Source organism: Halobellus sp. GM3 (assembly GCF_052545375.1).
On record NZ_JBQWLT010000005.1, the window covers coordinates 1 to 12,581 of the forward strand.

The following is a 12,581-nucleotide window of genomic DNA, read 5'->3' on the forward strand; positions in this document are numbered from 1 at the left end:
AGCAGGTCTGCGAGCATCTCTGGATAAGATACTCAACGACCTGCTCGTTCCTCAATCTACGCTAACTAGACAGTGCCCGGCAAAACATATTTTAATCTTATTTATATAATTTTGAATTATATGAAACTGAACTGTTGTTTGAGGAGATACTAATCACAGCAATGCTCACCACGGGTCGGATTCGAAGCTATCCAAGGCTTCGTTCGACGCGCAGGTCGATAGGCGGGCACATATATACTCACGCCGAACAATCGATACCTAATGCGACACGCACCCGGGACGTTCTCGATAGCCGCACGGGACCTCGAGACGAATATGTTCGGTGCCGCAGTGACGACCGGAATCGTCGCTGTCGGGGCGACGTGCCCGTACGTGAGCGAGAACGCCGCGGCGCTCACGCAGGCGTTCACGCGAACCGAACACGGACGCGACGCCGTCGCGCGCGTCGACGCTGGAGAACGGATCGACGAGGCGTTCGAGGCGCTGTTGGCGGCCGACGATCACGCCGCCTACCGGCAGGTCCACGGCGTCAGCGCGGACAGCGAGTTCGCCTTCACGGGCGAGCAGTGTAGCGAGTGGGCTGGTCACCGCATCGGCGACGACTACACGGTCGCGGGGAACATCCTCTCCGGCTCCGACGTCGTCGACGCCGCGGCCGACGCGTACGAGACCACAGCCGGGGATATGCCCGAACGGCTCGTATCGGCGCTGGAGGCCGGTGAAGCGGCCGGCGGCGACGACCGCGGAGAGATGAGCGCCGCGCTGCTCGTCCACGCGCCCGAGCCGGCGTTCTATCACAACCTCCGCGTCGATCTGTCGGAGACGCCGGTCGCGGACCTGCGAGACCTCCTCGAAGAGGCCCGCGAGGCGAGAGACCGCGTTCGGTCCGAGACGGACGCGCTCTTCGACGACTACCCGGCGGAGCTTCTCGACTTCGGTGTGAAGTACTGATCGCGATTATTGCGGGGCCGGTGACGGCAGACCGGCCCCGTCTCGGCTTCGACAGTCGCAATACTCGCACAGAGACCGTCATCGCCGGTAGCCACGACAGTCAGATCACGGCCGGAAACGGATCGGAGGCCAAGGCGCGCGAAATACGAACGCCGAAAAGCGGAACCCGGCGAGCTTCAGTCGGACTCGGCCGGTGTCGTCTCGACCTGCGTGGCGTTCTCGGAGCCGATGAACGACTCGCGCTCGCTCATCTCCTCGACAGAGAGGTGACAGGCGATGCGGTGATCGTCCTCGGAGACGGGCTCGAGCGCCGGGAGCTCCTGTTCGCAGACATCGCCGATCTTCTTCGGACAGCGGGTCTGGAACGGGCATCCAGACGGCGGATCGATCGGGCTGGGAACGCTCCCCTCGAGGAAGATACGCTCGGTCTCACGGTTCGGGTTCGCGTGCGGGACCGCCGAGAGCAGACTCTCGGTGTAGGGGTGAAACGGCGCGGAGAACACGTCGTCGATGTCGCCGAACTCCGCGATCTTGCCGAGGTACATCACGGCGACGCGGTCGCAGATGTGCCGGACCACGCCGATGTTGTGAGAGATGAACAGATACGAGATGTTCGTCTCCGCTTGGATCTCGTTGAGGAGGTTGAGTATCTGCGCCTGCACGCTCACGTCGAGGGCCGACACCGGCTCGTCGCAGACGATGAGCTTCGGCTCGACCGCCAGCGCGTGCGCGATCGCGACCCGCTGTTGCTGGCCGCCGGAGAACTCGTGGGGGTACTTGCTCGCGGCGTCCCGCGAGAGCCCGACGCGTTCGAGCAGGTCGCGGACCCGTTCGCGCTTCTCCTCGCCGGTCGCGATGTCGTGGCGCTCCATCGCCCGGCCGATGATTCGGCCGACGGGCTTCCGCGGGTTGAGCGAACTGTGCGGGTCTTGGAAGATGATCTGCATCTCGCGGCGGAGGCTCCTGACCTCGCGGGAGCCGAGGTCTTGGATCGGCTGGCCCTCGAAGTACACCTCGCCGTCGGTGGGTTCGAGCAGGCGCAGGGCGGTCCGCGCGACGGTGGATTTCCCGCACCCGGACTCGCCGACGAGGCCGACGGTCTCGCCCGGGTAGATATCGAAGCTGACGTCGTCGACGGCCTTGACGTGCCGCCGTTCGAGCGTCGGGAGCCCCCCGCCCGACCGCAAGAGGCGGACGTTCCCGAGGATCCCGTCGCCGGCGCTGAAGTACTTCTTCAGGTTCCGCACCTCGAAGAGCGGGTCGCCGGAGCGGTCGATCGCGGCCCTGCCGCCGCCCGTTTCCTCGGCGCCACTCTCCGAGAGGTCGAGGTCGTCGGCGTGGATGCACGCCGCGCGGGAGGAGCCGCCGCCGACCGCCGCGAGCGACGGGTCGCCGCCGGACTGGCACGCGTCGGTCGCGTGGGGACACCGGGGCGCGAAGTTACAGCCGGCGGGCAGCTCCGTGAGATCGGGCATCGCGCCGTCGAGCGTCGGGAGCTGGTCGTACTCGGTGTCGACCTCGGGGATCGAGTCGATGAGCGCCCGCGTGTAGGGGTGTCGCGGGCGCTCGAAGAGACCCTCGAGCTCGGCCGTCTCCACGAGGTTCCCGGCGTACATCACGCCGACGTGGTCGCACGTCTGCGCGACGACGCCGAGGTTGTGCGTGATCATCAGCACCGCGGTGTTCTCGCGCTCCTGCATCTCGTTGAGCAGGTCGAGGATCTTCGCCTGCGTCGTCACGTCGAGGGCGGTCGTCGGCTCGTCGGCGATGATGAGGTCCGGCTCACAGGAGAAGCCGATGGCGACGAGGACGCGCTGGCGCATCCCGCCGGAGAACTCGTGCGGGTAGTCGTCGATGCGGTCCTCGGCGTCCGGGATGCCGACGTCGTCCATCGACTCGATCGCGAGTCGACGCGCGTCCCGCTTGGAGACGCCCTGATGGCGGCGGATCGTCTCTGCGATCTGCTCGCCGACGGTCATCACCGGGTTCAGCGACGACATCGGGTCCTGCGGGATCATCGCGATGCGGTTGCCGCGGATGTCGCGCATCTCCCGTTCGGTCTTCGAGAGCAGGTCCTCGCCGTCGAAGACGACCTCCCCGCCCGTGATCTCGCCGGGCGAGTCGATGAGGCGCATAATCGAGCGCGCGGTGACGGACTTTCCCGCCCCCGACTCGCCGACGAGGCCCATCGTCTCGCCGCGGTCCACGGAGAACGACACGTCGTTCGAGGCGACGACGGAGCCGGTCTCGGTGCGGAACTCGGTCCGCAGCCCGCGCACGTCGAGGAGGGGTGCCTCTGCGTCCGCTCCCTCGACGCTGTCGGGGCTGTCGGCGTTTTCGGTGCGGTGTGCGCTCATTCTATCGCCTCCACTTTCGGATCGAGGACGTCGCGGAGGCCGTCACCGAGCATGTTGAATCCGACGACGGCGATACCGACCGCGAGCGCCGGGAACAGCAGCATCCACGGGGCCGTCTCCATGAATCCGCGCCCGGTGTCGATCATCAGCCCCCACGACGGCCGCGGCGGCTGCGCCCCCAGCCCGAGGAACGACAGGCTCGCCTCCGCCAGGATGGCGAACGAAACGTTGAGCGATCCCTGGACGAGGATGGGCGCCATACAGTTCGGGAACACCTCGCTGAAGATGATCCGCGTGTCGCTCTCGCCGCGGGCGACCGCCGACTCGACGTAGGCCTCGTTGCGCTCGGCCAGCGCCGCGCTCCGCGAGACGCGGGCGATGTACGGCGTGTAGACGAACGCCAGCGCGATGACGACGTTCCGAAGCTCCGGCCCCAGCACGACTAGGAGCGTCAGCGCCAGTAACACCGGCGGGAACGCCATCGCGGCGTCCATCACCCGCATCAGCACCTCGTCGGTCAGCCCGCCGGCGTAGCCCGCGACGACCCCGATCACCGCGCCGACCGCGAGCGCGCCGGAGATGGCGCCGAATCCGACGTACAGCGAGATCCGACTGCCGAGCACGACGCGGCTGAAGATGTCGCGGCCGAGGTCGTCGGTGCCGAACGGGTGCTCGAGCGACGGCGCGGCGGTCCGGTCTTCGACGCTCGTCGAGTCGTAGTCGTACGGCGCGATGAAGGGCGCGAACACCGCGACGAGGACGAGCGAGAGTACGATCGTCAGCCCGATCATCGCCTTCGTGTTTCGCCGGAACTTCCGGGCGAACGCGAGGACGCGCTCCTTCTGCGACTCGGAGAGGGCGAACCTCCCACGCCGCGTCTCCTCGGCGCTCGGTTGCTCTGCGGCCATCACTCCTCACCGCCGTATCGGATCCGCGGATCGAAGTAAGCGTACAGCAGGTCCGCGGCGAAGTTCGATATCATGTATATCAGTGCGACCACGATGATGCAGCCCTGAATCAGCGGGATGTCGCGGCTCTGGATCGCCGTCAGCGTCAGTCGGCCGATCCCCGGCCAGAAGAACACCTCTTCGAGCACGACGACGCCGCCGAAGGCGTAGCTGAACTGGAACGCGATGACGGTGATGACCGGGATGATCGCGTTTCTGAGCGCGTGTCGGAGGACGACGACGCGCTGGCTCATCCCCTTCGCACGCGCGAGGTTGATGTACTCCGCGCTGAGGACCTCGATCATCGACGAGCGGGTCATCCGCATGATGTAGGCCGTCAGCGCGAAACCCATCGCGCCGGCGGGCAGGACGAGCCGCTGTAGCGACCCCACGAGGTCCTCGGTCGGGGAGGTGTACCCGCCGGTCGGGAAGAGCCCGAACCAGACCGCGAATATCAGGATGAACACCAGCCCCCAGAGGAATATCGGCATCGAGATGCCGACGAAGGCGAACATCGACGCGGTCACGTCGGGCGCCTCGTTCTGGTTGACCGCCGCGTAGACGCCGAGCGGAATCGAGAGCACGACGGCGACGATCGTCGCGCTGACGGCCAGAAGCAGCGACCGCGGCAGTCGCTGGGCGATGAGCGTCGCGACGGGATCACCGAACCGGAGCGACTCGCCCATGTTCCCCTGCAGGAGTCCGATCACCCAGTCGATGTACTGGATGTACAGCGGTCGGTTGAGCCCCAGTTGCGTCTGTAACGCCTCGAGCGACTGCTCCGTGGCGTTCGGGCCCAAGATGAGGAGCGCGACGTCGCCGGGGAGGACGTTGGTGACGGCGAACGTGATAAGCGTCACTAAGAACAGCGTCACCGCCATAAACCCGACGCGCCGCAGCACGTAGTTGTACATCGACATCGTCTCGGTCGATTACCGATCGAGGTAGTTATCGGCGAACTGAAGCGTCGAGCCGTCCGGCGCGCCGATGTCGCCCTTGTACTGGGTGGCCGCGCCGTACAGGCTGGGCTGCCACCACAGGAACATGTGGCCGGCGCGCTCCTCGTGGAGGATCTCCGTCGCCTGGTGGTACAGGTCGGCACGCGCGTCGTCGTCGTAGATCGTGCGGGCCTCCTCGACGAGCGAGTTGTACTCGTCGTTGGTCCAGTTCGTGAAGAAGAACGCGCCGTCGGGGTGCAGGAACTTGTAGAACGACACGTCTGGGTACCACAGCGCGAGGTAGGAACTCGTCGTCGCCTGGAAGTTGCGATCGGTGTAGACGTCCGAGAGCCACGTGTTCCACGTGATCTGCTGGATGTCGAGGTCGATCCCCGCGTCGGCGGCGTCGTCGGCGATGACTTCCGCGGCCTGCACCTGCGTCGGGTACGACTGCGGGATCTTGAACGTCGCCGAGAACCCATCGGACATCCCCGCGGCATCGAGGTGCTCCTGCACCTTCTCGAGGTCGCGCTCGCGCGGGCCGAGGTCGGGGTGGACCCACGGACTTTCGGGCGCGGCCGGGGACGCGGTTGTCTGTCCCGTGCCGTAGAGCGCGGCCTCCGCGACTTTTTCCTTATCGATGGCGTAATCCAGCGCGAGGCGCGCGTCCTTGTTGTCGAACGGTTCGACGTCGCAGTTCATCCCAAGGTAGACCAGCGACTTGGGGAACTGCGACTCGAAGCGGACGTCGGGGGCCTGCTCGACACGCGAGACGTCCTTCGGTGCGACGCCGTTGATAAAGTCGTACTCGCCGGCGAGGAACGACTGCAGGCGGACGCTGGAGTCAGGTATCTCGCTTTTGACGACGGTGTCGATGAAGGGCCCGTCCTCGTCGGAGGCGCCCCAGTAGTCCTCGTTGCGGACCATCGTGAACGAGGTCTCGATCTCGCGGCTCTCGAACTTGTACGGGCCGGTGCCGATCGGCTCTTCGACTATGTCCTTCTGGGCCTCCTCGGCGGGCATCACCGACAGCTCGGCCGTCGCCATCTTCGCGAGGAAGGGGGCGAACGGCTGGGTGAGTTTGATCTCGAAGGTGTAGTCGTCGGGCGCGCGGAGCTCCTCGACGAAGTCGAAAAAGCCCGTCGCGAGGAAGTCGCCGTTCTGGACACGCTCGTAGGTCGCAAGGACGTCCTCGGACGTCATCTCCTTGCCGTTGTGGAACGTGACGTCCTCGCGGAGCTCGAACGTCAAGAGCGTGTTATCTTCGGACTGCTCGAAGGACGTCGCGAGGTGGGGTTCGATCGAGTAGTCGTCCTGCAGCGCGACGACCTCCTCGTAGATGTTCTCCAGGACGCGCTTGGACGCGGCCGAGGTGTCGATGTGGGGATCGAGCCCCTGCACCGGGACGGCGCCACCCCACTGAAGCGTGCCGCCGTGCTGCCCCGTTCCGGCCGAGCCGGCGTCGGTCCCGGTGTCGCCGCCGCTAGATCCGCTGGAGTCTTCCGATCCCGATCCGTCGGAGTCGCCGCCGGTACAGCCCGCCAGCGCCGTCGCACCCGTCGTCGCCGCCGCGCCGAGGAACGTCCGACGACCGATCCGGTCCCGAATCGACGTGCTGCCGCTGCTCGTAGTCGGGTCCGACCCCTTGCCATTCTCTTGCATATAGCTCCTCAGAGAGACCGTTATTATATAAAACTTTTGGTGGTGGGCGGAACGTCGTCTCGAAAATCGTCAGGATCAGCCGCACATAGCCGGTAAGGTAAAATAGGATGACGTCAAACTCGAGGCGTACGCGCTATGCACATCAATCAGGAGCGACTCCGCAGCGACATCGAGTCGACAGCGGAGTTCGGCGCCGTCCCCACCGACGAGGGTCGCGGGCGGACGGTTCTCACCGGCAGCGAGGCGGATCGGCGGGCGCGGGAGTTTCTCTGTGAGCGGCTCCGCGACGCCGGGCTCACGGTCGCGATCGACACAGTCGGCAACATCGTCGGCCGCTGGATTCCCGAGACCGCAGACCCGAACGCCGCGGCCGTCGCGACGGGAAGCCACCTCGACTCCGTCCCCGAGGGTGGGATCTTCGACGGTCCGCTCGGCGTCTACGCGGGGCTCGAGAGCGTGCGCGCGATGCAGGAGGCCGGCCTCGAGCCAACCCGCCCGATCGAGGTCGTCTCCTTCACCGAGGAGGAGGGCCAGCGGTTCGACGGCGGGCTCATCGGCTCCGCGGTCGCGTCCGGAGAGATCGACGTCGCGGACGCGCTCGAGATCGAGGATGTCGACGGCGTTCCGCTGGGCGACGCGCTGGCGGACATCGGGTACCGCGGTGAGGGACGAGCCGACGCCGCCGAGTGGGACTCGTGGATCGAACTCCACGTCGAACAGTCCGAGCGGCTCGAAACCGCCGGGTCGCCGGCCGGCGTGGTCACGAGCATCGTCGGTCTCTCGCGCTGTCAGATCGACATCGTCGGCGAGGCCGACCACGCCGGCTCGACCCTCATGGGAGAGCGGTCGGACGCGCTCGCGGCCGCGAGTGAGTTCGTCCTCGCCGTCGAGGAGGCAGTGAACGAGCGGTGTGCGGTCTCCGAGACGGCCGTCGCGACGGTCGGCAAACTCGACGTGGCGCCGAACGCGCCCAACGTGATCCCCGGCTCCGTCTCACTCACGCTCGACGTCCGCGACGTCGATTACGACTCGATCTCGCACGTGATCGACGAGGCGCGGTCGAGCCTCGACAGAATCGCCGCGGACCGTCCCGTCGAGGCGACGTTGGAACACCCGTGGGACCGCGCCCCGATCGAGATGAGCGAGCGGTGTCGCGCCGCCCTCCACGACGCCGGCGCTGCGGCCGATCTGGACACGCTTGATCTACACTCCGGTGCGGGCCACGACACGATGCACGTCGCGGGCGTGACCGACGCCGCGCTCCTCTTTGCCCCGTCCCGCGACGGCATCTCGCACAACCCGCGCGAGTGGACCGACTGGGAGGACTGCGCGGACGCCACCCGCGTCCTCGCCGGCGCGCTCGCCGAACTGGCCACCGAGTAGTTCCGCCTCTCGACCGACCAGCCACGTCGCCGTCGCCCCGCCGCCGTTACCTCGCCGTCGCCCCGCCGTTACCTCGCCGTCGACGTCCTTCTCCCACTCGCCGAGCACGTATCGTGCGTTGCCCGTCTCCAGCGACGCCCATCACACCGTCCGTCGAGCAACCGCTGCGCATACGGATTCTCTCTATGTGAACGGCACTGAAACACACGTTTCAATACGTCTGTCGGGTCATTTCCGGACATATCAGACGCCGCGACGGATCGCAGAGCGATCAATTCCCCAAGCACCGCAGCTCTCGCCCGGTTCGGATGCGAGTGACACGAGGCTCACCGAGGTGGCGTTCGTGAAATACAAACATCTATGTGGGCCCCACGCCAGCTACCGGTATGACGAACGATCGGACGACCGGTTCGCCGCGAACCCTCAAGACGGTCTCCCGCGCGTTCGACGTGATACGCGCGCTCGAGGAACTCGACGGCGCGGGCGTGACGGAGCTCTCGGACGCGCTGGGAATCTCGAAGAGCGTCGCGTACAACTACCTCAGCACGCTGCGCGAGGAGAAGTTCGTGATCAAAGAGGGCGACACCTACCGCCTGTCGCTGCAGTTCCTGCTCGTCGGCGAGTACGTTCGATATCAGAACGCGCTCTTTCGGATCGGCAAGCCGGAACTCGAAGAGCTGGCGGAGAAGACCGGCGAGTTCGCTCACCTCGCGACCGAGCAGCACGGACTGGGCGTGAACCTCTACAAGGTCAGCGGCGAGAAGGCCGTCGGCAGCGACTACCAAGTGAACAAGCTCCAGCAGGCGGATTACCTCCACTTCTCGGCGACGGGGAAGGCGATCCTCGCGCATCTCCCTCGGGAACGCGTCGAGTGGATCGTCGACCAGTACGGCCTCCCGGCGAAGACCGACTCGACGATCACTGATCGGGACGCGCTGTTCGCGGAGCTGGAGACGGTACGTGAACGGGGGTACTCGCTCAACGATGAAGAGGAGATCGCTGGGCTGCAGGCCATCGGCGCGCCCGTGACCAACCGCCACGGTCGCGTTCTCGGATCGATCAGCGTCTCGGGGCCGGTCCGCCGAATGAAGCGCTCGGAGTATCACGAGGCGATCATCGAACAGGTCGTCAACACCGCGAACGTCATCGAGGTCAACATCAATATGCACGAGACCGACGACGATTTCCCGACGTTCAGCTGACGAGAGCGCGTTTCCCGAGAAACATAACGGACGTACACGCGTTATTTCAAACGTCCCCGAGGGCGGTCCACGGCGGCCCGCCATCCGACACCCGGTCAGGCATAGGAGACAGTGAGCTCGAATTCCTTTACAGCCCCGGTGACGAGCTCTGGGAGGTCCGATTCGAAGCGTTCGCCCCGCATTCGATGGATCGGCCCGGCGACGACGAGGCTGCCGATCACCTCGTCCTCGGCGTCGAACGCGGGAGCCGCGATGGCCCGGAGCCCGTCCGTGTACTCCTCGTGGGCGTATGCGTATCCGCGCTCTCGGATGCCTTCGAGGTCTTCGAGGAGCGCCTCTCTTTCGGTGAGCGTCTGCTGCGTTCGCGGTGGGAGCCCGTACTCGTCGAGAATAGCCGTCCGCCTGTCCTCGGGGAGATGCGCGAGGATCGCCTTCCCCGATGCCGACTGGTTCAACAGCAGATTCTGACCGACCTTCGCGTCCGAGGGGACGCCTTCGGGCCCCATCTCACAGTATATGAACGTCCCGACGCCCTGTTCTTCGACTAGAAAACCGACGAACTCGCCGGTCTGGTGGGCCACCTGTTGGACGATCGACTTCGACTGTCGGTGAAACGGATAGCGCTCACGGGCCGCGCCGCCAAAACGGAGGAATTCCAGCCCCAAGACGTACTGGTCGTTCTGCTTAGAAACGAAGCGCTGGGTCCGAAGCGTCTCCAAGTGTCGGTGGACAGTACTCTTCGAGACGCCGACCTGGTCTGCGATCGAGGTCAGCGTCGGCACGTCGAGTTCGTACAGCGCCTCCAGTATCTCGAGGAGCGTTTCGTCGGATTTGATCGTGTCACCGGTGGGCTGTTGCATGCTGCCGAGTGGTATGAAAGCTATCGACAAATGAGTTCCGCCTCGTGCAACGCCTATCCAATTGATCATCATTGTCCCGGATTGAATCCCGTACGTTCCGTGTCGCGGAATTAATAGTATGAGAGTTTAAATTTGATATTCAATCACAAACTCACCAAAAGACTACTTCACCGTTGATTTTGAAAGTATAAATGTGCACATTAGGGGTGTATTTTGGAGACGTTTCACACCGACTCACTGTCGAGTACAGTTGCATCATATGGAGGATGACCGCTCTAGAGAGGCCCCGCTCTCGGACGTGGTCGCGGCGGCTTCCGAGAAAGACCGGTGGCTATCGGGACGATTCAGCAACACAAGTCGATCGACAGGCCGAACGGGTGGTCTGATTACGCCCCGTCGGCGTCCTCGATCAGTTCGACGATTCTGTCCTCGAGCGCCTTCTTTTCGATTTTGCCGACCTCGGTCCGCGGCAGCGAGGGGAGGATTGCCAGCCGTTCCGGCCGTTTGAACACGGCGATTCCCCGAGCGTCGAGGAACGACGACAGCTCCTCGATCGAGAGCGAATCGACGCCGTCTGCCAGTTCGACGACGGCGGCGGGCCGCTCGCCGAGCCGGTCGTCCGGAACCCCGACGACGGCGACGTTCGAGATCTTCGGGTGCTCGATGAGTTCGTCCTCGACGCCCGGCGCGTAGATGTTTTCTCCCCCGCGAATGATGGTGTCTTTCATCCGGCCATACACCTCAAGATTGCCGTCGGATCGCCGCGCGAGCACGTCTTCGGTGAAAAACCAGCCCGATTCGGAGAAGTTCTCGGCGTTCTCCTCCTCGTTTCGGAAGTACCCGGTGAAAAAGCCGGGACCGCGGACCGCGAGTTCGCCCGCCTCCCCGGGTTCGAGGTCGTTCTCGCGGTCCGGACCGACGATACGGACCTCGTCGGCCTCCGGCGCGATCGGACGCCCAACCGTGTGGGCTTGGATCTCGAGGTCGTCGTCGGGGCGCGAACAGATCAGCGGTCCCTCGGCCATCCCAAAGATGTTACAGAAGCCGACGTCCCAGCGTTCGACAGACTGTTCGACGACCGCCGGAGGGACTTTCTGCCCCCCGCTTACGAGTACCTCCAGCGACGAGAGATCGTACTCGTCGACGTCCGGGTGATCGAGTATGTCGAGGATCTGCGTCGGCATCGGCAACGTGTAACTCCCGCCGACGCGTTCGATGAACGCCATCAGGTCCGCTGGTTTGAGGATCGGCTCGACGGCCACCGTTGCCCCGCGCCACAGCGCGGCCCCGACGATACAGTTCAGCGATGCGTTGTGACCGATGGGAACGCTGGGAAACGCCACCCATTCGGTGTCGACGCCGGCGACGTCAGCCATACGCTCCCACTGGAACAGGTAGTCGTTGTGCGTCCGGGGGATCGCTTTCGGCAGCCCCGTCGTTCCCCCCGACAAAAGCATCACACCCGGTTCCGCAGGGTCGACATCGACCGACTCGACGGTGTCGCCGGCGGCCTCGATCCACTGGTCGTCGCGCATCGTGTCGAACGTCACACACCCGTCGACGGTCGACGTGTCGTCGTCGGTGACCGCGATCACGTGCTCGAGCGAGTCGTACGAGGACCGGACGTCTCTCGCGAGGTCGACGAAATCGAATCCCCCGGGATACCGGTCGTGATCGGTCACGTACGCGCGGGCGTCGGTCAGTTCGACCACGTGGTTCGCCTCGGCCTCCCGGTGTCGCGGAAGGACCATTACCGGGACGACGCCGATCCGCGCACAGGCGAGGAACGCCTCGAGGAACTCCGTGCAGTTCGGGAGCTGGAAAACCACGCGCTCGTTCGGTCGGAGACCGAGTTCCCCCGCCAGATACGCGGCGATCTGTCGCGTGTTGTGCGCCAGTTCCGCGTACGTGTACTCACGGTCTGGACCGACCAGCGCGGGTCGGTCGGGTGCCTCCTCGGCGTGGCGATCGAGTACCTCGTGGAACGTCGTTTCCTTCCAGTAGCCCGCCTCAACGTACGCTCGCTTTCGATCCTCCTCAAAGGGCACGTAACCGGCTAACGATGCCGTGTCGATAGACTCGCCTGCGGTCATTGATACAGCGTCACGTATCTGGTGCAGCCTGATAAATCTATAGTGTCCCGATCGGTGTGGATACCGACGTGTCGTACTGTTCGTTCTCGTCTCGGACCGGGGAACGCCGTCAGCGGGGTGGGCGCTCACCGGGACATAGTGAGACCAACCAGTACCAGCCAGCAGAACGCGACAGTGTTTCGACGACG

General features: G+C 65.0%; 9 protein-coding genes. 3 read left to right on the forward strand and 6 right to left on the reverse strand.

The genetic code is table 11. From position 1 onward, the window contains the following. Positions 1-261 precede the first annotated feature (261 nt). Positions 262-951, forward strand: coding sequence for a DUF1028 domain-containing protein (locus tag ACT3HL_RS09040; protein WP_445086503.1), 690 nt, complete (start codon positions 262-264; stop codon positions 949-951). Positions 952-1,127: 176 nt separating this feature from the next. Here the strand turns inward: ACT3HL_RS09040 and ACT3HL_RS09045 are convergent, their stop codons facing one another. Genes ACT3HL_RS09045 through ACT3HL_RS09060 form a run of 4 tightly spaced genes read right to left on the reverse strand, consistent with a single transcriptional unit; the run spans position 1,128 to position 6,855 of the window. Further along, positions 1,128-3,308: a dipeptide ABC transporter ATP-binding protein gene (locus ACT3HL_RS09045; RefSeq protein WP_445086504.1), complete on the reverse strand. Its 2,181-nt coding sequence runs from the start codon at positions 3,306-3,308 to the stop codon at positions 1,128-1,130. Further along, positions 3,305-4,216 carry an ABC transporter permease subunit gene (locus tag ACT3HL_RS09050; RefSeq protein ID WP_445086505.1) on the reverse strand — a complete coding sequence of 304 codons (912 nt, stop codon included), beginning with the start codon at positions 4,214-4,216 and terminating at the stop codon, positions 3,305-3,307. The genes ACT3HL_RS09045 and ACT3HL_RS09050 overlap by 4 nt, the downstream gene beginning before the upstream one ends. Next, positions 4,216-5,175 (reverse strand): ABC transporter permease subunit, encoded by a 960-nt coding sequence (locus ACT3HL_RS09055; protein WP_445086506.1) that lies wholly within the window; start codon positions 5,173-5,175, stop codon positions 4,216-4,218. Before ACT3HL_RS09055 ends, ACT3HL_RS09050 begins: the two co-directional genes overlap by 1 nt. A gap of 12 nt (positions 5,176-5,187) precedes the next feature. Next, positions 5,188-6,855, reverse strand: coding sequence for an ABC transporter substrate-binding protein (locus tag ACT3HL_RS09060; RefSeq protein WP_445086507.1), 1,668 nt, complete (start codon positions 6,853-6,855; stop codon positions 5,188-5,190). 135 nt (positions 6,856-6,990) lie between these two features. Between ACT3HL_RS09060 and ACT3HL_RS09065 the strand changes: the two genes are divergently transcribed. Next, complete coding sequence (locus ACT3HL_RS09065) at positions 6,991-8,238, forward strand: allantoate amidohydrolase (protein ID WP_445086508.1); 1,248 nt, start codon at positions 6,991-6,993, stop codon at positions 8,236-8,238. Between the two features lie 386 nt (positions 8,239-8,624). Further along, positions 8,625-9,440 carry an IclR family transcriptional regulator domain-containing protein gene (locus ACT3HL_RS09070; RefSeq protein WP_445086509.1) on the forward strand — a complete coding sequence of 272 codons (816 nt, stop codon included), beginning with the start codon at positions 8,625-8,627 and terminating at the stop codon, positions 9,438-9,440. A gap of 95 nt (positions 9,441-9,535) precedes the next feature. Here ACT3HL_RS09070 and ACT3HL_RS09075 read toward each other — a convergent pair whose 3' ends face one another. Continuing rightward, positions 9,536-10,300, reverse strand: coding sequence for an IclR family transcriptional regulator domain-containing protein (locus ACT3HL_RS09075; protein ID WP_445086510.1), 765 nt, complete (start codon positions 10,298-10,300; stop codon positions 9,536-9,538). Positions 10,301-10,686: 386 nt separating this feature from the next. Continuing rightward, the gene (locus ACT3HL_RS09080) at positions 10,687-12,393 is read right to left on the reverse strand and encodes an AMP-binding protein (protein WP_445086511.1); all 1,707 of its coding nucleotides are present in this window, start codon (positions 12,391-12,393) and stop codon (positions 10,687-10,689) included. Positions 12,394-12,581: the final 188 nt, after the last annotated feature.